Origin of the sequence: Gordonibacter sp. RACS_AR68 (genome assembly GCF_030418485.1) — a bacterium.
Classification (GTDB): Bacteria; Actinomycetota; Coriobacteriia; order Coriobacteriales; family Eggerthellaceae; genus Gordonibacter; species Gordonibacter urolithinfaciens.
This window is the reverse complement of sequence record NZ_JAIPUP010000001.1, coordinates 771142-790975: the sequence shown is the minus strand read 5'-3', so window position 1 is coordinate 790975 and position 19834 is coordinate 771142. Positions and strand designations below refer to the sequence as shown.

Sequence of the window (19834 nt, the reverse complement as noted above, 5' to 3'; positions counted from 1 at the left end):
AGCTGCGGGGCCTGCGCGAGCGGGCCCCGTCGCGCGCCTATACTTGTTCGCGCTCTCGCCGATTGCGAAGGAGGGGCGTGATGAGCCTGATGGAACGAGGAACCATGCGGAAGAAGGCGGCCGCCGCGGCGCTCGCCTTGATGATGCTCTGCTGCGCCGCCGGGTGCTCCGCGCCTGCGGCGACCGACGCGCCGGAGTCGCCGGAGAGCGAGTTCGGCGGCGTGCGCGACGAGCGCGAGTCGCAGCCCGCCGAGCCTGCGCCCACGCCCACGCCCGCGCCGTCCGCGCCCAAGCCCGCGGCCGTCCCCACGCTCGACGAGCGCACCGCCGAGAATGCGGCTTCCCTCACGCTCGAGCAGAAGGTCGCGCAGCTGTTCGTGGTCACGCCCGAGGCCATCACCGGGGTGGACACCGCCACGCAGGCCGGATCTGCCACGCAGCAGGCGCTCGCCGCCTACCCTGTGGGCGGCCTCGTGTACTTCCAGAAGAACCTGCTCTCAGCCGACCAGACGCGCGAAATGATCGCGAACTCCCAGGCCTTCGCGCAGGGCGCGTGCGGGCTGCCGCTGTTCGTCGGCGTGGACGAGGAGGGCGGCACCGTGAGCCGCATCGGCGGCAACCCCGGCTTCGACATCCCCAACGAGGGGAACATGGCCGACGTGGGCGCGGCGGGCGACACGGCGCAGGCCAAGGCCGTTGCCGCGCGCATCGGCGGCTACCTGAGCGACCTCGGCTTCAACCTCGACTTCGCGCCCGACTCCGACGTCTGCGGCGACCCCTCCACGGACGTCATGGCGCTGCGCTCGTTCGGGACCGACCCCGCGATCGTTGGCAGCATGGTGTCCGCGCAGGTGGAGGGCTTTGCGGAGGCGGGCGTGCTCTGCAGCGCCAAGCACTTCCCCGGCATCGGCGGCGTGATGGGAGACAGCCACGAGGGCGCCATCGTCAGCGAGAAGACGCTCGACGAGCTGCGCGATTGGGAGCTCGCGCCCTTCAAGGCCGCCATCGACGCCGGCGTGCCGATGGTCATGGTGGGCCACCTCACCGCCCCGAACGCGTTCGGCAGCGACGTGCCCGCCTCGCTCAACCCCGCGGCCGTCACCGACCTCCTGCGCGGGGAGCTGGGCTTTCAAGGCCTCGTCATCACCGACTCGCTCTCCATGGGCGCGGTCGGCGACTTCTGCACCCCCAACCAGGCGGGCGTCGCGGCGCTCGAGGCCGGCGCGGACCTCGTGCTCATGCCGGAGGACTTCGCCGCCGCCTACCAGGGCGTGCTCGACGCCGTGAGCGAGGGCTCCCTCTCCGAGGAACGCATCGACCAGTCGGTTTTGCGCATCGTGAAGGCCAAGCTCGCGCTGGCCGGCGAGTGAGGCAAGGGAAGCGTGCGGTGATTCTCTCGTTCTCGCACGCTCCGGGGGTCGCAGCCTGCTGGGAAATGAGACAATAACCCCGTCCCTTCGTTTCACCCACCTGAAAGGAAGCACCATGATCGTCACCACCACCCCCGCCGTCGACGGCTACCGCGTGAGCGGCTACTACGGCATCGTGTTCGGCGAAGTCATCACCGGCGTCAACTTCCTGCGCGACTTCGGCGCGGGCATCCGCAACATCGTGGGCGGTCGCAGCGAGGGCTACGAGCAGGAGCTCACGCAGGCGCGCTCCGAGGCGCTCGCCGAGCTGGAGCAGCGCGCCGCCGCCCTGGGCGCGCACGCCGTGGTAGGCGTGGACATCGACTACGAGGTGCTCGGCCAGGGCAACATGCTCATGGTGACGGCGTCCGGTACCGCCGTCACGCTCGAGCAGGCCTAGGCGCCCGCTTCGGGAGCCTCCAAGGCAGACGCGGGGGCGGGAGCTCCGCTTGCCGCCCCCGCCTCCGCCGGCAAGCCGCGCTTGAGCACGCGCCTCGTGAGCGCCGCGATGACGAGCGCGGCCGCGACCGTGCCCAGCGCCACCGGCACCAGGTTGCCCCGAAGCGCGTCGAACAGCCCCCCGTACACCAGCTGCCCCACCGGCTGCGCGCAGTTCGCCAAGGACATGGCCAGCGCGATCACCTTCCCCACCAGGTGCGCGGGCGTTTCCAGCTGGATGAACGAGATGCCCTGGATGCTGAACATGGTAGCGCAGGCCATGCAGACGAACAGGCTTGCCACCAGCACCCCGTAGGCGACGAGCGGGTCCAACGGAGCGCCCAGCACCACGGCGATGGGCAGGAGCGCAACGGCCGCCACGAACAGGAACACGGGCGCTTGGCGCAAGGTCAGGCGCTTCGCCAGCACGCCAACCAGGATGCCGCCGGTCAGGCCGCCAAGCGCGAGCGCGCCTTCCGCGAAGCCCATGAACTGGTTCGGCAGCCCGAGTATCTGCGTCACGGTGACCGGCGCGCCGATGATGATGAACGCCGACAGCGTCAGGTTGATGCCCGCCACCAGCAGGATGGTCTTGAGGATGACCGGCCGCTCGCCGCGCAGGAAGGCGAAGCTCTCGGCGATGTCGCCCGCCACCATGCGCAGGACGCCTTGGCTGCGCTCGGCGCGCTGGAAGGGGATGCGCACCACGCACACGATGAGCACGGCCGACACGGCGAAGGCCGCTCCCGCCACCGCCACCACCGGCTCGATGCCGAACAGCCCGAACACGAGCCCGCCTATCACGGGGCCCACCAAACCCGACAGCGCGCTGATCTGGCTCACGATGGCCGTGGCGCGCACGATGCCCTCGCGCGGCGCCACGAAGGGAACCGCCGCCTGCACCGTGGGCTGGTACACGCTCTGCGCGGCGTACAGCACGATGAGCGCGCAAATGCACAGGCCCACGAGGTCCACGGTGCCGTCGAGCGCGAGGAACGCCGCGCACGTGAGCGCCAGCAGCGTGTCGAGCGCGGCCATGATGCGCCGCTTGTTCACGCGGTCGGCCGCCACGCCCCCGATGGGCGTGAGCACGAGGTACGGCAGCCATGCCGCCGCCGACACCGCCCCCATGAGCGCCGCGGAGCCCGTCACGTTCAGCACGTAGAGCGGCAGCGCGAACCGCAGCACCGCGTCGCCGAACAGCGAGGCTATTTGCACGATCACGATCGAGACGAACGACCGGTTCAAAAGCTTGTCCACAGGTTCTTTCCTTTTTTTCATACCTTCGGTTGGTATGTATCTTGGTTAAAAAAGATGCTGAGTCGAGGCAGCGATCCAGCGATGACGAGAAACGCGCGGCAGCGTACCACGGTATGCAGCGGCGCGCAGCGGCCGCGGGGAGCCCTCTCCATTCTGCACCTGCTTTTTCAGTACAAATGTTTCACGTGAAACATCGAGCAGCGGACGAGGTGCAACCGCAGTCGGGCGACAAGGCGCTACCCAAGCAGAGACGCACGACGCAACCGCAGCCGAAAAAACAGAGCACCCCAACCACCACGGCCGATCCAGCACTCAAACAATCATGCGCGCTCCCCTTTCTCCTGCAAATTGCGCTCGTAGCCGTCGCGGAACTCCTCGAGCATGCCGGCGATGCGGCCGGGCTGCACGTCGAGGCCCATGAGGTGCAGCAGCTCCACGTAGTAGTCCATGCGGCGGCGCATCTGCTCGGCGTCGGTCAGGCGGAACGCGGGGCTCACCCACAGGTTCGCCAGCATGAGGATGACCTCGGCCATCTCCTGCGGATACTCCGTGCGGATGGTGCCGTCGGCCATGCCCTCGCGGATGATGGGCTCCACGAATTGCGGAGCCACCTCGTTGATGATCGACTGGTACTGCATGCCCAAAAAGCGACTGTTGCGCACCGGGTCGGGCGCGATAGCCACCTCGGCGCTCAGGGGCAGCTGCGGGCCCTCCATCGAGGCCTCGAACAGCGCCTGCATCTTCTCGAGGCCGGTCATGCGCGGATCGTCGCGGATCTCCACCAGCAGCCGCATGAGCGGCTCGCTCTCGCGGTCGATGGCGGCGTTGAGGATGTCCTCCTTCGATTTGAAGTGGTGGTACACCGCCCCCTTCGTCACGTCGAGCTGATCGACGATGTCTTGGATGGTGGTGTGCTCGAAGCCCTTCTCGCGGAACAGGCACATGGCCGCATCGAGGATGCGGCTCACCGTCTCCTCAGGGTACTTGTTGCGCGCCATGAATATCTCCTCTTCGATAGAACGAACGGATGTTCAATGTGAAGCATCCGAGTGGAACCCGCGCCGCATCGCTCCCTTCGTGCCGAAAACCAATGCGTCGTTTTCCTAAAACATACCGACGGTATGTATCTTACGACACTGGAGCCTAGGGAGCAAGGGCGAACTTCGCAGCGATGTGAGATACTGGGAGGCGGCTTTGGACAAGCGGCGAAGGAAGGCAGGGGGCGTGACGGCAAAGCGAAGCGAACGGAAGCGTCAGTGGGGAGCGAAGGCGCTTGCCATCGTGCTGTTCATGGCGGCCGGCGCCGTGGGCGGCTACCTCATCGGGCACGCCATGAGCAGCGGCGAGGGCGATCCGCTCGGCACCGTCGCCTGGCTCGTCGCGGCCGTCGCGCTCTTGGTCGTTGCCTGCATTTTGCAGGTCGTCGTCCACGAGGCGGGGCACCTCGTGCTCGGGCTGGCGACCGGCTACCGGTTCCGCTCGTTTCGCGTGGGCAGCCTCATGCTGGTCGAGCAAGACGGACGGCTGTGCCTCAAGCGGCTCTCCATTCAAGGGACAGGCGGGCAATGCCTCATGGGGCCGCCCGACCTCGTTGACGGGCGCATCCCCTACCGGCTCTACAACCTGGGCGGCGTGCTGGCGAACACCCTGGTCTCCTTGGTAGCGGCAGCCCTCGCCTTCGCACTGCCGCAGAGGCTCGCGGCGATCTTCTTCGCGTTCCTCGCCCTCGTCGGCTTCGTGTTCGCGTTGACGAACGGCCTGCCGCTCACCGTCGGCGGCGTGAACAACGACGGCAAGAACCTGCGCTCGGCAGGCGAATCGCCGGATGCGCTGCGGGCGTTCTGGACCATCCTCAAGGTGGGCGAGGCCCAGGCGGACGACCTGCGCGTGAAGGACATGCCCGCCGCCTGGTTCGCCGTGCCAGCCGATGCCGAGCGCCTACGCAACCCCCTCATCGCGTCCGTGGCGGTGCTCGCCTGCAACCGGCTGCTGGACGAGGGCCGCACCTCCGAGTCCGCAGACGCCATTCGCGACCTGCTAAAACGCAAGACAGGCATGCTCGGCCTGCATCGCTCGCTGTTGAAGGTGGACCTCGCGTACTGCGAGCTCATGGGCGAGAGCCGCGCAGAGGAAGCCGAGCGCGTCCTCGACGCCGACGCCCGCAAGCTCATGAAGGCCATGAGCAGCTTCCCCTCCGTGTTGCGCACGCGCTACGCCCAAGCGCTCCTCGCCAACTGCGACGAGGAAGCGGCGCGGCGCATTCGCGAGGAGTTCGACCGCGCAGCGGCGCGCTACCCCTACCCGAGCGAGATCGAGGGCGAGCGCGAGCTGATGGACGCGGCCGACGTCCGCTTTCGCGAGCGAGCCGCGCACGCAACCGACGTAACCGAGGAAGGAGCGCAACGATGACCGCGCACGAATGGCTGGACGCCTACCTGCTGGGCCTGCCCGGCGCGACGACGGACTACAAGGTGGAATGGGAATGGCAGCGCTATCAGGTGGGCGGCAAGATGTTCGCCGCCACCATGCAGCCGGGCCCGCAGCACCATGAATACGCCGGCCGCCGCCTCGTGTCGCTTAAGTGCGACCCCGCCTGGGCCGAGCAGCTGCGCGCCGAGCATCCCGACGACATCCTCCCCGGCTTCTACGCCGACAAGCGTCATTGGATCTCCGTCGACCTCGACGGCGACGTGCCCGAAGACCTTCTGCGCGAGCTGTGCGGCCACTCCTACAACCTCGTGTTCGCCAAGCTGACGAAGAAGATGCAGCGAGAGATAGCTGAAGGACAGTCCTAACCCGGCAGCGCCAGCTCCACGACCAGCACGTTTCCGTCCAGGCGCGCGGACAGGCGCATGCTCATGGCTGCGGCGAGGCTGGCGGACACGGCCAGGCCGAGGCCGCTCCCGACCTCGCTGCGGGCGGCGTCGGCCCGGTAGAAGCGCTCGAACAGGCGCTCGGGATCGAAGGCGGCGGGGTCGGGAACCTCGTTCGCGAATGCCACGCAGGCTCCGCGCTGCTCCACCGCAAGCGGCCCCGAACCGTGGCGCAGCGCGTTGCCCACGAGGTTCTCGAAGATGCGCGCGAGGGCCTCGGCATCGGCATCCACGGAAAGCCCCTCGTCCTCGAAGTCCACGCGCGGCTCCCATCCGCGCCGCTCGAACGCGGGGAACTGCCCCACCAGCACATCGGCCAGCGCCGGCAGCACGGCCATGGGACGCAGGTCGAGCGCGAGGTCGGGGTCGTTCGCCTGCGCGTAGGCGCGAACAGCTGGTCGAGGAGCGCGCCCATGTCGTCGAGCCGCGCCTCGGCGGCGGCCAACCGGCGGGCGCGCCCGGCGTCGTCGCCCTCGTCCTGCGCGAGGCGCAGGTACCCCTTCGCGCCCATGAGCGGCGTGCGGATGTCGTGCGAGAGGCTGGACAGGTCGCGCTGGAACTCCTGCTGGCGGCGCTGCCCCTCGAGCCGCTCCCGCTGCGCGGCGTCCAACTGGGCGTTCACCGCCTCGGCCAGCTCGGCGAACGCCCGCCCGGGCGCCTCCACCGTCATGCGCGCGTTGCTGCGCGCGTCGCGCCCGCGCAGGAAGCGCGCCATGCGGCGCAGCTCCCGGCGGAAGAGGAGCGCCGCCGCGCCCGCCCCGACGGCCAAGCACGCAAGCCCCACCAGCACATACGCCATCCGAACGCCCTCCTTGCCCTACACGTCCCTGCGCCGGCACGCCGTGAGCGACAGCGCCGCGCACACGGCTGCGATCGCTCCGAACACGATAAGCGCCTGCGCCGCCGCGGGAAGCCCGGCCACGGCGGACGCGCCCGCCTCGAACAGGCCCGTGCCTCCCGCCGCCAGCCGCTGCTGCACGGACAACGGCAGCCATTGCACCGCGTCGCCCACCAGCGGCATGGCCGGCGCGAGCACCGCGGCCGCCCCCAATACCATCGATTCGAGGAAGCCCGTGGGCACGAGCGCCGCGAACACGACGCCGACCGTCTTGCTGCGCGTCGCCCACGCGATGAGCGCGCCGAGGAACGCGTACGCCGTCAGGACGAGCCACGACAGCACCGCCCAGCTCCAATACTCGCCCACCGTCTCCGTGCGCTCGTAGGAGAACCCGAGGACCGCGTACACCGCATCCGACAGGAGCATGCCCGCCAACAGGAAAACCCCGCACAAGACCGCGATCAGCACGAGCTTCTCCGCAAAGTACGCCCGACGGTCGCCGCGCCCCGCGAGCACGTTCTTCGCGAATCCCGTGTCGAAGTCGGACGAGGCCAGCAGCGCCGCCAGCACCGCGAGGATCAGCCCGAGGAATCCCACCATGAACGTGTTGCCGTACGAGTAGGTGCGGCTGCCGATGACCTTCTCATTGAGCATCCGCACTTCGGCTGCGTCGAGGTCGGCGCCGTTGGGCGTGGTGAGCGTGACGGTCGCGCCGCTCTGGCGCGCCTCCTCCTGCGCCTGCTCGTTCACCATCTGGGCGAACTCGGGCGTGGTGGCGAACCAGACGAGCCCGGCTGCCCCCACCACGACGAGCGCGAGGAAGGCCAGGCCCACCCACAGCATCTTGCCGTGCACGAGCCGGTAGACATCGGATTTCAACAGGTTAAACATGGCGCGCACCGCCTTCCTCGCACGACGCGGCGCGCGCAGCCCCCTGCGCGCCGCCTTCCATGAGCTCCACGAAGTAGTCCTCGATATCCCGGCGCACCGGGCTCATCTCCAGCACCGTCTGGTCGGCGTCGTGGAGAAAGCGCGACACGGCCGTCGCGTCGTAGTCGCCCGCGACGGAGAGGGACTCATCGGGCAGTGCGCGCAGCGTTGCCTGGGGAAACGCCTCCTCCATCAACGCGAGCGCGCGGGCCGGGTCGGCCGTGCGCACGCGCAGGCTGTCGCCGCACTCGGCCTGCACCTGCTCGGCGGTCATCTCGCGCACCATGCGGCCTTCGGCGATGATGCCGAAGCGCGTGGCCACGCGGTCGAGCTGGTCCAGCACGTGCGAGCTGATGACCACGGTCACGCCGAGCGTCTGGTTCAGCCGCACGATGAGGTTTCGCATGGCGCGCGTGCCCTCGGGGTCCAGGCCGTTGAACGGCTCGTCGAGCAGCAGCAGGTCGGGCGAGCCCACGAGCGCGAGCGCCAGGCCCAGCCGCTGCTTCATGCCGAGCGAGAAGCCCTTCGCCTTCTTCCTGCCCACGCCCTCGAGGCCCACGAGCGCAAGCGCCTCGCGGCAGCGCGCCGACGCGTCGACCACGCCCAAGGCCAGGGCCTTCGCCATGAGGTTCTCGTAGGCCGTCAGGTTGGGGGCGATGCCCGGCGCCTCGATGAGGGCGCCCACGCGCGACGTTCCCGCAGGCCGCACGGCTTCGCCGCGAACGACGGCGCCGGCGCGCCCGCCGAACAGCTCGATCTCGCCCTCGGTGGGCGCTGCCAGCCCGCACACCATCTTCATGACGGTGGACTTCCCCGCCCCGTTCTTCCCGACGAACCCGTAGATGTCCCCCTGCGCCACATGCAGGTCGAGCCGGTCGACCGCGCGCTTGCCGCGGTAGGACTTCGTCAGCCCCCGCGTCTCAACGACGTTCATGAACGCCCCTTTCCCTTCGCCTTCTCAACATGCTTCCAGCTTACGGAACAGGGTTTCAGGAAGGATGAACCAACCTTTAAGAAAGCTTGAAGATGCGGGACGCTCCTTTCCGCGCAGGTCATGCGCCCTCGTCGACCGCCAGCTTGAACCCGAGGCCCCACACGGTGCGGAGGTAGCCGTCGGTACCGGTGGGCTTGAGCTTGGCGCGGATGTTGGACACGTGCACGCTCACCGTGCTGTCCTCGGCGGCGTAGGGTTCGCCCCAGGCCAGCTCGAACAGCTCCTGCTTCGTGTACACCTTCTTCGGATGCAGCGCCAGAAGCTCCACGATGTTGAACTCGGTGCGCGTGAGGGGCACGTCCGCGCCGTCCACCGCGAGCGTGCGCGCGGCGCGGTCGACGGCCCATGCGCCCACGCGCAGCACGTCGCCGCCGGGCTGCGACGCAGGGACGCGGCCGCGGTGGCGCAGCTGCACCTCGATGCGTGCGAGCAGCTCGTCCAGGTCGAAGGGCTTGGCCAGGTAGTCGTCGGCGCCCAGCTTGAGGAGGTCCACCTTGTCGGTGGCGCTCGTGCGCGCCGATGTCACGACGATGGGCGTATGGGCGTCGGCAGAGCGGATGAGCCGCACGATGTCCTCGCCGGGAAGGCCGGGCAGCATGAGGTCGCACACCACCACGTCGAACCGCTCGCCGCGCGCGTCCGCCGCCTCCAGCACGAGCCGCGCCTCCGTTCCCGAGAACGCCTGCGTGCAGGCGTACCCCGCATGCCCCAAGTGGTCGGCCACGATGCCGCTGATGTGGGCGTCGTCCTCCACTATGAGCACGGTGGCGCTGGCTGTCGCATCCGTCATGCTCGCCTCCTTCTGCACCTTTTCCAAAGAAGTATTCGGCTATTCCGCATCTTTTCCCATGGTTTGAGCTGCCTATTCAACGCCTTTTCCCCTCGCCTCCACGCCCATCTCGTCGAGCACCTCGCCACCCCATTTGCACATGGCGTTCAGCACCGGAGTGAAGCTGCGGCCGCGCTCGGTGAGCGAGTACTCCGTCTTGGGCGGCACCTGATGGTACAGCTCGCGGTGGAGCATGCCGTCGGCTTCCAACTCGCGAAGCTGCTGGGTGAGCATCTTGGGCGTGGCCTGGGGCATGAGCCGCTGCAGCTCGCCGAAGCGCAGCACGCCGTGCTTGCTCAGGTGCCAGAGTATCAGCACCTTGTGCTTGCCGCCCACGATGTCGATGGTCGCTTCGACGGGGCAATGGTAGGCATCTGGGCAGGTTTTCATGGCAGCGCTCCTTTGCGGCGGGCCTTCGGCGGCAAACCCTTGCTTTCCTTTTCGGTAGTATATTCCAAAATAGTGCCTACTTGCTTGTCCGGTAGCGGCTTCTATCATGAAAGGAGAAACGAACCCGTCCGAGAGAAGGAGCATCCCATGTCGTTTACCAACCTTGCCAAGAAGCGCTGCTCTATCCGCGCCTACGATCCCGACCCCGTGGAACCGGACAAGATCGCCGCCATCGTGGAGGCGGCCCACGTCGCGCCGAGCGCCGCGAATCGCCAGCCCGTGCGCCTCATCCAGGTGGAAAGCGCGGAAGGGCTCGCGAATCTCGGAAGGTACGCGAACCTTTACGGCGCGCCGCTCGCGTTCATCGTGTGCGCAGATGCCGAGCGCGCTTGGAAGCGCCCCGTCGACGGCATGGTCTCCACCGCCATCGACGCCTCCATCACCTGCGACCACATGATGATCGAGGCCACAGACCTGGGCCTCGGCAGCGTGTGGATCTGCGCGTTCGACCCCGCCGGCGTGCGCGAGGCGTTCAACCTGCCCGCCTCGCTCGTGCCGGTGAACATACTGGCCGTGGGCCACGCCGCCGACGAATGGAAGAGCCCCGAACGTCACGCGGTCGAGCGCATCCCCGTGCAAGAGCTGGTGACGAAGGCGTAGGCTGCGCGCCGTCCCCGTGCCCTGCACGTGCGCGACTTCCTGGCTGGATTGGCAATTTGGCGGTCATATGCACTCGTTATCGAACGCGCTGGATAGCGCCATCAGGCGTTTCTTTCGATGAGCCGGCTTCGCAGGCTTTTGGAAGGGCTATTTCGGGTGCATATGCGTTCCGTTTTGCCACATCCCCCTATCTTTCCCGCAGCACACCGCGCGAGCGCGACCAGCGGCGCAGGTAGACGCCGCCGATGATCGCGGGAATCACGGGCGAGGCCGCCTGCGCCACGAAAATGCCCACGTAGCCGAAGCCGAGCGCGCCCGAGAGCAAAAACGCCAGGCCGAAGCGCACGGCGAACGCGTCGATGAGCGAGTTCGCCAGCACGAGCCGCGGCGAGCCGGCCCCGAGAGCGAACGAGTCGAAGCTGTACATGGCCGCGTAGAACAGGCCGTTCACACTGCACGTGATGCGCAGGTAGAGCACGGCGATGTCGAACGGCGCGCCCTGCGTGAGGCCGTAGAGCCCCACGATGGCCGGCGCGAGCAGCTGGATGAGCACCTGGATGCCCAGCGTGACGCCGATGTTGAAGCGCGCTCCCAGCCGCGCGACGTCGCGGGCGCGCGCGAGCTCGCCGGCGCCGGCGCACTGCGCGGACGCCGTGGTGATGGCCTGGCCGATGGCCCAGCAGGGCAGCCCCGCGATGGTGCTTATTTGCAGCCCCACGCCCGCCGCTGCGGCAACGTCCACGCCATAGCGGTTGAGCATGCCGGTGACCAGCGCGTACGACAGGTTCACCACCGCCATCTGCACGGCGGAGGGCACGCCGACCGAAAGCACCGCGCGCACGTCGGCAGCGAAGCCGCCCGCGAGAACGTTGCTCCCAAGCACGCGCCCCGCCGCGAAGCGCCGCCGCACCAGCGCGAGCGCGAGCAGCGCCGAGAGCCCCTGCGCCGCCACGGTGGCCACCGCCGCGCCCGGCACGCCCAGGCCGGCCGGGCCCACGAGCACCAGGTCGAGCGCCACGTTCACGAACGTCGCCGCACCCACCAGCAGAAGCGGCGTCCACGCGTCGCCCTGCGCTTTGAGGAACGCGGCCGCGGCGTTCATGAGGAACGGCCCGACCGCGCCGCAACAGAGCACGGTCGTGTAGGCCACGGCCCCGTCGAGCGCCGCCGCGGGCACCGCGTTCGCCGTGAACGCCGGCCGCGCGAGCAGCGTGCCGGCCGCAGCGATGCCCGCAGATGCCAGCAATGCCACCAGGAGCGTGGCCGCGTAGGCCCGTCGCTGCGCGCCCACGTCGCCCGCGCCCACCGCGCGCGCCACCACCACGCCGCCTCCGGCCGAAAGGCCGATGACGAACGCGTTCACCAGGAACACGGCGTTCACCGCGTTGCTCATGGACACGAGCCCCACGTCGCCCACCACCTGGCCGACCACCGCCATGTCGACGGCCTGGTACACGTACTGCAAGATGTTCACCGCCATGAGCGGCAAGGCAAACGAGAGCAGCTGCCGGAACAGCGGCCCCTCGGAGAAGGAAACGGTCGATGAAGAAAAAGCCATAGGTCACCTCGGAGGATCGGAATGCGAAAACGGAAGGAGGCAGGGGCTCGCGACGGCCGCAGCCACGCGATGCGCCCAGCGCATGAAAAAGCGCCGCGGACGAAGCCATCCGCGGCGCTCAAGGTTCCCGGCATCCCGGCATCGACGACAAGGCGTGCCCTTAGGCAGCGCGCCTCCCGATGCCGATGGTCCTGTCCGTCCCTGCTCCGTGCGATGCTTCATCGGCGATCACGCACAGAGCGGCAGCCCTGCAAAGTATCATTGGTTCCCCCAACGAGGTGGTTGCAACGCCGGCCAGCATACCGCGCCAGCCGGGTCGCGTCAACCACGTGCGACCCCCACCCCGCGATGGAGGCCGCCCAGGCGAAGACCGTGCTGCGCGATATATGAAGCATGACAAAAACAGCACGATGATTGAGCGAGTTTGCAGTATGTCGGCAAGCTCCTGCTGTGTCATGCTCTTGGTGGCGCGACACACGTGCATCTTGCTTTCGAGCGACTACCTGCTTTTCGCCACGCCGCCCCCGCTCGATTTATCGCGAACTGTTTCTTTCATTTGTTGTCATAGATACCTGGCTTCGTCCACCGCATGGAAGGAGAGCGTCGTCTCCGGGCTTGAAAAGCTAACGATCGTTTGCTAAATTGCTTCCATTGGCTAACGTTCGTTAGCTTTACGAGAGAAAGAGAGCACCATGACGACGACGGCTCGGCAGGATCGAAGGCCGCATCCCCTCGCAAGGGTCTCGCGCGGGTTCGCGCTGTTCATGAACTGGTTCGACGGGATATGCTCCGTCGTGTGCGGAGGGTTCATGGCGGTAAGCGGGCTCGTCGCCATGTCCGTCAGCTGGAACGACGTCATGCCCATCGAGTTCCTGGGCGTCCTGCCCTTGCCCGAGCCGCTCATCGCCACGTGGTTGTGGCCGGGAGTGGCGCTCGCACTGGTGAACGGCGCGCCGAATATCGTCGCGCTCGCTTTGCGCTTCCGCGGGAAGCGGGCGGCGTCGTATAGGTGGGGAATCGCGGCAGGCGTCCTGCTCATCGCCTGGACCGCGTTCGAGCTCGCCTTCATGCCGAACGGCATCTCCGCATTCTACCTGGCGCTCGGCGTGCTGCAGACGGCCGCGAGCTGGCACGCGCTCCGCACCGGGGAGGACATCGCATGACGCCCCGCCGCAACACCAAGGAGGACATCCTGCAGGCATCGCTGCGCCTGTTCGCCCGCGCGGGGTTCGAGGCGACCGGGATGCGCGAGATCGCAGCCGCCGTCGGCATCCAGCCGGCGTCGGTCTACAAGCACTTCGCCTGCAAGCAGGCCATACTGGACGCGCTCGTCAGGCGCATGGACGAGCGATACGAGCTGGCATCCGCCGCCATCGGGCTCCCGGAGGGCAGCGTCGACGAGCAGGTGCGCGACTACGCGGTTACCCCGGTCGCACAGATGGCGGACCTCGGCGAGGGGATGTTTCGCTACTGGACCGAGGACGAGTTCGCCACGTTGTTCCGGCAGATGCTCACCGTAGAGCAATATCGCACGCCCGAGCTGGGCGCACTGTACCGCCGCTACTTCATCGAGGCGCCGCTCGCGTGGCAGGAGACGTTGTTCGCATCCATGGTGGAATCGGGCGCTTTCGTGCGCGACGACCCGAAAATGCTGGCGCTTGAGTTCTTCGCGCCGCTCATGATGCTCATCCAAGCTGCCGACGGCGCGACCGACGCGGCCGCCCGCGAGCGCCTGGTCGATCTCGCACGACAGCATGTGATCCGCTTCGGCGAACGCCACGCGTGCGCCCCGAACGCGGAAGGGCCCGAATAGGCGGGGAGCAATCGGTTCGGCAACGGGCGCGAGACGGTTGCCGGCGGAGGGCAGGACGGCTTCGCGCGCGCGGCATACTGGAGGGCGCTGCCGTCCAGAAAGCTGATCGCCCATGCCGCTCGAAACCCTGCTTCCCGTCCTCGCCGTCCTGGCCGTGTTCACCGTCCTGCTGGGGGCGCTCTGGCTAATGAAGCGGCGCGGCATCGGCTTCACGCCGCGGGTGTTCACGGCGCTGGGACTAGGCATCCTGTTAGGGGCGGGCATCCAGCTGGCGCTCGGTCGCGGCAGCGACGCCGCCTCCATGGCGCTCGACTGGATGGCCGTGGTGGGCCAAGGCTACATCGCGCTTTTGAAGATGCTCGTGATGCCGCTCGTGTTCGTGGCCATCGTGGGCGCGTTCACCCGCACCAAGGTGACGGAGAACCTCGGCCGCATCAGCGCCGTGGTGCTGGCGGTGCTCCTGGGCACCGTGGCCGTGGCGGCGCTCACGGGGTGGGCGGCCGTCGTGCTCTCCGGCCTGGCGGGCGCGAGCTTCACCGACGCAGGCGCCGGCTCGAGCGCCGCGAGCCTCGAGGCCCTGCAGGCCGACCAGCAGCAGGTGGCGAACCTCACGCTGCCGCAGATGATCCTGTCGTTCATCCCCGTGAACGTGTTCGCCGACCTGGCCGGAAGCCGCGCCACGTCCACCATCGCCGTGGTCATCTTCGCCGCCATCACAGGGATCGCCTACCTCAAGCTGCGCGCCCGCGGCGAGGGCGCAGCCGACGTCCCCCCTGCCGCCACCGCCGCCGCGTGCGAGCAGGCCGCGTTCTTCCGGCAGCTCATCGACAGCCTGTATGGCATCGTCATGCGTATCGTGTCCATGGTGCTCGCGCTCACGCCCTACGGCGTGCTGGCGCTCATCGCGCACGTCATGGCCACGAGCGACTACGCGGCCATCCTCGACCTGGGCAAGTTCGTGGCCGTGTCCTACGGGGCGCTCGCGTTCATGTTCCTGGTGCACTGCCTCATCCTGCTGGCGAACCGTGTGAGCCCGCTCGCCTACATGCGAAAGGCGTTCCCCGTGCTCAGCTTCGCGTTCGTGGCGCGGTCGAGCGCAGGCGCCGTGCCGCTGAACATCGAGACGCAGACGCGCGCCCTGGGCGTGGACGAGGCCACGGCAAACTTCGCCGCCAGCTTCGGCATGTCCATCGGGCAGAACGGGTGCGCGGGCATCTACCCCGCCATGCTGGCCACCATCATCGCGCCCACGGTGGGCATCGACGTGTTCTCGCCCACGTTCGTCGCGGGGCTCGTGGCCGTGGTGGTGATCAGCTCGCTGGGCGTGGCGGGCGTGGGCGGCGGCGCGACGTTCGCCTCGCTCATCGTGCTGGGCACCATGGGGCTGCCCATCGAGATCGTGGGCCTGCTGGCCTCGGTCGAGCCGCTCATCGACATGGGCCGCACCGCGCTCAACGTGAGCGACTCCATGGTGGCGGGCGTCACCGCGTCGAACGCGGTGGGCGGCCTCGACCGCGCCGTGCTGCGCGACCCCGAGGCGCGCGTGAGCGGCGAGGGGCATGCGGGGATGTAGGGGATTGCCCCCGCTTTCCTCCAGACTGCAGAATTTGGCAAGAATATCGAGGTAGGGCACGACGAAGTTCTCGTCGAAAAATCCGAACTGGGATTATGGCGGCGAAGGAACCCCTGGCCTCATCCAAATCGCCTGAATCTCTGCCCTAGGTCAAATTTTCTGCCACATTCAATCGAACGGGGATCCGGCTTGCGGCACTGGCCGTCCAACCTGGCAGCCTAGCCCAGCCCCTCCAGCACGCGGCGCAGCTCGGCCTGCACGCCGTGGTCCACGTTCGTGCCGATGACCTTATCGGCTATCTGCTTGATGGCGTAGCGCGCGTTACCCATGGCCACGCTCGTCCCGGCCATGCGCAGGATCTCGTAGTCGTTCATGGAGTCTCCGAACGCCGTCATCTCGTCGGCCCGGATACCGTGGGCGTCCAGCACCTGGCTCACGCCGGTGGCCTTGCTCACGCCGCGCTGCATGACGTCGATCCACTTGCGGCCAGACGGCGCGAACACGAAGTCGTCGTCCAGCTCGCGCGTGAGGATGTAGGCCATATCCATAACGTCCTCGTCGCAGTACACCGATGCCTTCAAGATGTTCACCTGGGGCGACGGCACCGCATACACGCGCACGGGGTTCGGCAGGTTCTTGTCCACCTCGCGCTCGAAGCGCGCCTCATCGTCCAGGAGGTAGCTGCGCGTCTCGTCGAACAGCGCCAGGTGCATGGTGTCGAACATATCCACCACGCGCGCCAGCCGCTTCACGGCCGCATGCGAGAATACCTCGAGGTCCACCAGCTCGCCCTCCACGATGACCTGCGCGCCGTTCGACGCCACGAAGTCCATGCAGTCCACGATGGGCTCGAACAGCTCGCACAGCGTGTCGAAGCGCCGCCCCGACGTGGCCGCGAACCGCACGCCCCTCTCCCGCAGGCGCAGGATGAGCTCGTACGTGCCGTCGGGCACGCACTCGTTCGCGTCGAGCATGGTGCCGTCCATATCGCTGGCGATGAGCTTGAGCATGGGAACCTCCTTTGTTGAGGTGCGGCCATGCGAAGGGCGAAGGGTTGCCGCCGCCTGAGTCGGCAGTCGCCGGAACGAGCCATCGCAGGAATTCACCGCCGGAATCCCACCACTGCCCGCTGCACATCCCGCCACCATCCAATGAACGCCGCGCCGCTTCCGCTTTCTCGGCCATTGTACGGCCCGCTTCCGCTTGGCACCGTTTCTCCACCGAGACTTTGCAGGATTTTGAACAAGCCGACAACTAGAAGGACAAAAGCCCCTCTGCAACATGAGGCACCGCACCAAAGATCGCTCAAGCATCCTTCCGCGGTGCCGTTCTTATGAAAGTGCAGCTGCGCTATCCACCGTAAACGAAACTCCCCTTTCAAATGAACGGCCGGGGGTTACCCTTCGAACGCCGTGAGCTCCAGACCGCGGAAGGCGGCGTGCTGTTCGGCGAGGGCGCGCACCTGCCGGCCGTCGACGGCGTCGGACCACCAGTTCGCCTCCACCTCCAGGCCGGCGCCCTTCTTCGTGCCGGTCCACGTACCCACCACCTCGCCGCAATGTACGATAGCGCCCGGATTGGCCACCGTGCGCCATATCCGACGTTGCAGCGCTTTGTCCGACTGCAGGACGACGCGGTCGCGCTGGTCGAGGTAGGGGTCGTGCGCGGCTAGCAGCAGCAGCTCGCGCTCAAGCGGCTGCGGCGCGAGCAGGCGCTCCCGGTCGGCGGACAGCACGTAAGCCTTCTTGCCCAAAAACGTGACCGGCTCCATCTCGTCGGCGGCCGTCTTCCATAGCCGCCGCGCCTGAGCGCCAGAGCATCCCAGCCACGCGGCCAGCCGGTCGGCCGTGGTCGGCCCGTAGCAGTGAACGAACTTCCGCACGAGTTTGCGGGACGCGTCCGCGTCGGGCGCCAAGAGGCGGCCGAGCCAAGTGCGGTACGACGTGAACGTGGGGCTGGCCCCCTCGCGCGCGCCGAACACCACCAGGCCCTTGAAGGAGCAGGGCCGCAGCAGGAACGACACCGCTGCGCCGCCCACCGTCTGCTTGTCAGGGCTGCCGTACATCGACAGCTCGTTCCACAAGGAGCGTTTCTGCGCGGGCAGTAGCGGCTCCATCCACGCGGCCAGCGTTTGGTCGAGCGATGTCTTGCCGGTCACCGTCCGCCCGTCCAGCTGTGGCATGACCTGCTCCAGCAAGACCAGCAGCTCGTCGAACCCCACGCCCAGAAAGTCGAGCGCCAGCCCGATGCCCCGCGTGTAGATCCAGGGTTCTTCGCCCTCCGCCGCAAGCGCCGACAGGAACGCGGCGCTGTCGGCCGCCGGGAACACGACGGGCGTGCCGCGAAAACTCCACGCCTGTACGAGCGAGCGCTCCTCCAGCAGCAGGCGGTCGCGATCGGCCGCCTTGCACGCGGGCACGCGGTTGAAGAGCGCAGCCTCCCACGCACCGGGCGGCGTGTTCTGCATGCCGCAGGCGCCGACCGCTGCAAGCACGTCGGCCTTAGCGTAGAACGTGTCCAGATGGTGCGCGTGCAGCCTGAAGTTCCGCACCTGCTCCACGTTCAGCTCCATGCTCGGCTCCGACTTTGCCATGCGACCATCCCTTTCGCGGCTCTCTTTTGCCGTCCGTTTCACGCACCATACCAAATAGGGTACCTCCTGTGGCGGCAGAATACGTCGCCGAACTCTTGCCGCCGAACGAAAGCGCCACGACAAGCTACGTATAACCCCAGGTCATAGCTTCCGCAACCTCAGCGTGCGCGAAAAAAAGCAAAACGCACCATCAAAGTGGTGGAGCGGGCGGCCCTGCAACCGCATGATAGAAGCACCGAAAGGGAGTGCGGGGGGAACGCGGGCCAGCCAATTTTGCCACGAGGGGCTGGCACATTCGCCCGCCTCGGGCAGCGTGCGAACGACGAATCCAAACGGGCCCGTCGCTCGCACGCTGCCCGAGGCGGCGAGATCGCGCACCACAGCTTCGCTGCCGCACCGTTCGGGTATGATACCTACCAACAACGAAAGGAACCTACCATGAGCTTCGCCGACAACCTCGTCTACCTGCGCCAGCATTACGGCGTGACGCAGGAGGGCCTTGCCGAGCAGCTGGGCGTGTCGCGCCAGACCGTGTCCAAGTGGGAGGCCGGAACGAACTACCCCGAGATGGACAAGCTGCTGGCGCTGTGCGACCTGTTCCACACCAGCCTCGACGACCTCATGCGCGGCAGCGTGCACGTGACCAAGGAGAACGACACCGAGCGCTACGACCGCCACATGAACCGCTTCGACCTGTCCATCGCGCTCGGCGTGGCGTGCATCCTCGTGGGCGTAGGGGTGCAGGTGCTCCTGGATGCCCTCGGATGGCCGAGCAACATATCGACCGTCGCGTTCCTGTCGTTCGTGGTGGTGGGCGTGGTCGTCCTCATCGTGGGCAGCCTCAACCACGGCGAGTTCAAGCGCCGCAACCCCTCCATCGAGCCGCGCTACGCCGCCGACGTGCTCGAGCGCTTCAGCCGCCGCTTCCCCGTGCTCATCGCCGGCGGCGTGGGACTCATCCTGCTCGACGTGATCATGCTCATCGGCCTCTCGCCTGAGGACAGTTCGCTCGATCTCGTGCGCGGCGTCCGTTTGGACGAACTGATCGTCGCGCCGTTCATGTTCGTCCTTGCCGTCGCCGTGGGCACGCTCATCTGGGCTACGATGCAGAAGTCGAAGTACGAGCTGTCCGAGCTCACCTACATCGCCCACCGACAGAACCTCGGCGCCGATCTGCCGCCCACCGCCGTGGTGAAGTCGCCCGAGCAGGTGCGCGCCGAACGCGTCATGGGCGTGATCTGCGGCTGTATCATGCTGCTCGCGCTGATCGTGTTCCTGGTGTGGGGCTTCGTGCCGCTGTTCGACCAGGTGGGCGGCTGGGACGGAATCGACAAGCACGCACTGAAGGACGCCATCCGCGCCGGTCAGGGTGGGTTCGCCATCAGCTGGATCGCGTTCGTGGTTGGCGGCATCCTCTGCGGCATCGTATGGATGGTGGGCAGCGTGCTGGGCAAGTCGCAGGACGACTGGATCGCCGAGGCGAAGCAGGAGGACGCCTGGTTGAAGTACGCGCAGGCCGACGCCAAGGAAGACCCCTGGGCGCGCGGTCCCGAGCAGCCGGAAGGCTCCCCCGACCAGCCCACGTGGAAGTAACGCCCGCCTTAGAAGGCGAGCGCCGTTATGGACGGAAGGAATGCGGCGCCGTCCCGCAGCACCGCCCGCGCCTTTCCGCCTCC

Annotated in this window: 19 protein-coding genes and 1 pseudogene; 9 read left to right on the top strand and 11 right to left on the bottom strand. The window is 67.7% G+C overall.

Annotation, left to right across the window (positions count from 1 at the left end; all coding sequences use genetic code 11):
* Window positions 1-80: 80 nt before the first annotated feature.
* Together K9U15_RS03350 and K9U15_RS03345 are read left to right on the top strand one after the other, a co-directional pair.
* Window positions 81-1370 (top strand): glycoside hydrolase family 3 protein, encoded by a 1290-nt coding sequence (locus tag K9U15_RS03350; RefSeq protein ID WP_241557564.1) that lies wholly within the window; start codon window positions 81-83, stop codon window positions 1368-1370.
* A 115-nt stretch (window positions 1371-1485) separates the two neighbouring features.
* On the top strand, window positions 1486-1809 hold the full coding sequence (locus K9U15_RS03345) for a heavy metal-binding domain-containing protein (protein ID WP_087190114.1): 324 nt from the start codon (window positions 1486-1488) through the stop codon (window positions 1807-1809).
* Here K9U15_RS03345 and K9U15_RS03340 read toward each other — a convergent pair.
* The gene (locus K9U15_RS03340) at window positions 1806-3107 is read right to left on the bottom strand and encodes an MFS transporter (RefSeq protein ID WP_096227304.1); all 1302 of its coding nucleotides are present in this window, start codon (window positions 3105-3107) and stop codon (window positions 1806-1808) included. The two genes, K9U15_RS03345 and K9U15_RS03340, sit on opposite strands and share 4 nt — an antisense overlap.
* 320 nt (window positions 3108-3427) lie before the next feature.
* On the bottom strand, window positions 3428-4105 hold the full coding sequence (locus K9U15_RS03335) for a TetR/AcrR family transcriptional regulator (protein WP_096227305.1): 678 nt from the start codon (window positions 4103-4105) through the stop codon (window positions 3428-3430).
* A gap of 226 nt (window positions 4106-4331) precedes the next feature.
* On the opposite strand from K9U15_RS03335, the gene K9U15_RS03330 reads away from it, so the two are divergent.
* Entirely contained in the window at window positions 4332-5516 is a 1185-nt protein-coding gene (locus K9U15_RS03330) for a M50 family metallopeptidase (protein WP_123672626.1), read from the top strand.
* Window positions 5513-5902 carry an MmcQ/YjbR family DNA-binding protein gene (locus tag K9U15_RS03325; RefSeq protein WP_096227307.1) on the top strand — a complete coding sequence of 130 codons (390 nt, stop codon included), beginning with the start codon at window positions 5513-5515 and terminating at the stop codon, window positions 5900-5902. Before K9U15_RS03330 ends, K9U15_RS03325 begins: the two co-directional genes overlap by 4 nt.
* Here the strand turns inward: K9U15_RS03325 and K9U15_RS03320 are convergent.
* The 6 genes and pseudogenes from K9U15_RS03320 to K9U15_RS03295 form a co-directional block, all read right to left on the bottom strand.
* Window positions 5899-6318 carry an ATP-binding protein gene (locus tag K9U15_RS03320; RefSeq protein ID WP_301155679.1) on the bottom strand — a complete coding sequence of 140 codons (420 nt, stop codon included), beginning with the start codon at window positions 6316-6318 and terminating at the stop codon, window positions 5899-5901. The two genes, K9U15_RS03325 and K9U15_RS03320, sit on opposite strands and share 4 nt — an antisense overlap.
* Before the next feature lie 98 nt (window positions 6319-6416).
* Window positions 6417-6491: pseudogene (locus tag K9U15_RS03315) on the bottom strand (hypothetical protein); the annotation flags it as partial.
* A gap of 306 nt (window positions 6492-6797) precedes the next feature.
* On the bottom strand, window positions 6798-7709 hold the full coding sequence (locus tag K9U15_RS03310; protein WP_123649910.1) for a hypothetical protein: 912 nt from the start codon (window positions 7707-7709) through the stop codon (window positions 6798-6800).
* The gene (locus tag K9U15_RS03305; protein ID WP_096227310.1) at window positions 7702-8682 is read right to left on the bottom strand and encodes an ATP-binding cassette domain-containing protein; all 981 of its coding nucleotides are present in this window, start codon (window positions 8680-8682) and stop codon (window positions 7702-7704) included. The genes K9U15_RS03310 and K9U15_RS03305 overlap by 8 nt, the downstream gene beginning before the upstream one ends.
* Before the next feature lie 118 nt (window positions 8683-8800).
* Window positions 8801-9532, bottom strand: coding sequence for a response regulator transcription factor (locus K9U15_RS03300; protein ID WP_096227311.1), 732 nt, complete (start codon window positions 9530-9532; stop codon window positions 8801-8803).
* Between the two features lie 72 nt (window positions 9533-9604).
* A complete protein-coding gene (locus K9U15_RS03295) occupies window positions 9605-9961 on the bottom strand; it encodes a helix-turn-helix domain-containing protein (RefSeq protein ID WP_096227312.1) in 357 nt (118 codons plus the stop codon).
* Window positions 9962-10108: 147 nt separating this feature from the next.
* On the opposite strand from K9U15_RS03295, the gene K9U15_RS03290 reads away from it, so the two are divergent.
* Window positions 10109-10621 (top strand): nitroreductase family protein, encoded by a 513-nt coding sequence (locus K9U15_RS03290; protein ID WP_096227313.1) that lies wholly within the window; start codon window positions 10109-10111, stop codon window positions 10619-10621.
* 187 nt (window positions 10622-10808) lie between these two features.
* On the opposite strand, the gene K9U15_RS03285 is transcribed toward K9U15_RS03290, so the two are convergent.
* Entirely contained in the window at window positions 10809-12179 is a 1371-nt protein-coding gene (locus tag K9U15_RS03285) for an MATE family efflux transporter (RefSeq protein ID WP_096227314.1), read from the bottom strand.
* Window positions 12180-12871: 692 nt separating this feature from the next.
* Here K9U15_RS03285 and K9U15_RS03280 point away from each other — a divergent pair.
* The 3 genes from K9U15_RS03280 (at window position 12872) to K9U15_RS03270 (ending at window position 15565) form a co-directional block, all read left to right on the top strand.
* The gene (locus K9U15_RS03280; protein ID WP_123672630.1) at window positions 12872-13342 is read left to right on the top strand and encodes a hypothetical protein; all 471 of its coding nucleotides are present in this window, start codon (window positions 12872-12874) and stop codon (window positions 13340-13342) included.
* Entirely contained in the window at window positions 13339-13992 is a 654-nt protein-coding gene (locus K9U15_RS03275) for a TetR/AcrR family transcriptional regulator (protein WP_096227316.1), read from the top strand. The genes K9U15_RS03280 and K9U15_RS03275 overlap by 4 nt, the downstream gene beginning before the upstream one ends.
* Window positions 13993-14104: 112 nt before the next feature.
* Complete coding sequence (locus K9U15_RS03270; protein WP_096227317.1) at window positions 14105-15565, top strand: cation:dicarboxylase symporter family transporter; 1461 nt, start codon at window positions 14105-14107, stop codon at window positions 15563-15565.
* A gap of 218 nt (window positions 15566-15783) precedes the next feature.
* Here K9U15_RS03270 and K9U15_RS03265 read toward each other — a convergent pair whose 3' ends face one another.
* Both K9U15_RS03265 and K9U15_RS03260 read right to left on the bottom strand, forming a co-directional pair.
* Window positions 15784-16575: a Cof-type HAD-IIB family hydrolase gene (locus K9U15_RS03265; RefSeq protein ID WP_096227318.1), complete on the bottom strand. Its 792-nt coding sequence runs from the start codon at window positions 16573-16575 to the stop codon at window positions 15784-15786.
* A gap of 386 nt (window positions 16576-16961) precedes the next feature.
* Window positions 16962-18158, bottom strand: a complete 1197-nt coding sequence (locus K9U15_RS03260) for a winged helix DNA-binding domain-containing protein (protein WP_123672634.1) — start codon at window positions 18156-18158, stop codon at window positions 16962-16964.
* A 438-nt stretch (window positions 18159-18596) separates the two neighbouring features.
* Here K9U15_RS03260 and K9U15_RS03255 point away from each other — a divergent pair, with 438 nt between their 5' ends.
* A complete protein-coding gene (locus K9U15_RS03255) occupies window positions 18597-19751 on the top strand; it encodes a helix-turn-helix domain-containing protein (RefSeq protein WP_096227320.1) in 1155 nt (384 codons plus the stop codon).
* Window positions 19752-19834 lie beyond the last annotated feature (83 nt).

Excerpts from the sequence above, each read along its gene's own strand:
- K9U15_RS03325 (WP_096227307.1), top strand. The coding sequence starts at position 5,513 with ATGACCGCGCACGAATGGCTGGACGCCTACCTGCTGGGCCTGCCCGGC.
- K9U15_RS03270 (WP_096227317.1), top strand. The coding sequence starts at position 14,105 with ATGCCGCTCGAAACCCTGCTTCCCGTCCTCGCCGTCCTGGCCGTGTTC.
- K9U15_RS03310 (WP_123649910.1), bottom strand. The coding sequence starts at position 7,709 with ATGTTTAACCTGTTGAAATCCGATGTCTACCGGCTCGTGCACGGCAAG.
- K9U15_RS03335 (WP_096227305.1), bottom strand. The coding sequence starts at position 4,105 with ATGGCGCGCAACAAGTACCCTGAGGAGACGGTGAGCCGCATCCTCGAT.
- K9U15_RS03290 (WP_096227313.1), top strand. The coding sequence starts at position 10,109 with ATGTCGTTTACCAACCTTGCCAAGAAGCGCTGCTCTATCCGCGCCTAC.
- K9U15_RS03320 (WP_301155679.1), bottom strand. The coding sequence starts at position 6,318 with ATGGCCGTGCTGCCGGCGCTGGCCGATGTGCTGGTGGGGCAGTTCCCC.
- K9U15_RS03275 (WP_096227316.1), top strand. The coding sequence starts at position 13,339 with ATGACGCCCCGCCGCAACACCAAGGAGGACATCCTGCAGGCATCGCTG.
- K9U15_RS03265 (WP_096227318.1), bottom strand. The coding sequence starts at position 16,575 with ATGCTCAAGCTCATCGCCAGCGATATGGACGGCACCATGCTCGACGCG.
- K9U15_RS03255 (WP_096227320.1), top strand. The coding sequence starts at position 18,597 with ATGAGCTTCGCCGACAACCTCGTCTACCTGCGCCAGCATTACGGCGTG.
- K9U15_RS03345 (WP_087190114.1), top strand. The coding sequence starts at position 1,486 with ATGATCGTCACCACCACCCCCGCCGTCGACGGCTACCGCGTGAGCGGC.
- K9U15_RS03280 (WP_123672630.1), top strand. The coding sequence starts at position 12,872 with ATGACGACGACGGCTCGGCAGGATCGAAGGCCGCATCCCCTCGCAAGG.
- K9U15_RS03305 (WP_096227310.1), bottom strand. The coding sequence starts at position 8,682 with ATGAACGTCGTTGAGACGCGGGGGCTGACGAAGTCCTACCGCGGCAAG.
- K9U15_RS03260 (WP_123672634.1), bottom strand. The coding sequence starts at position 18,158 with ATGGCAAAGTCGGAGCCGAGCATGGAGCTGAACGTGGAGCAGGTGCGG.
- K9U15_RS03300 (WP_096227311.1), bottom strand. The coding sequence starts at position 9,532 with ATGACGGATGCGACAGCCAGCGCCACCGTGCTCATAGTGGAGGACGAC.
- K9U15_RS03295 (WP_096227312.1), bottom strand. The coding sequence starts at position 9,961 with ATGAAAACCTGCCCAGATGCCTACCATTGCCCCGTCGAAGCGACCATC.
- K9U15_RS03285 (WP_096227314.1), bottom strand. The coding sequence starts at position 12,179 with ATGGCTTTTTCTTCATCGACCGTTTCCTTCTCCGAGGGGCCGCTGTTC.
- K9U15_RS03350 (WP_241557564.1), top strand. The coding sequence starts at position 81 with ATGAGCCTGATGGAACGAGGAACCATGCGGAAGAAGGCGGCCGCCGCG.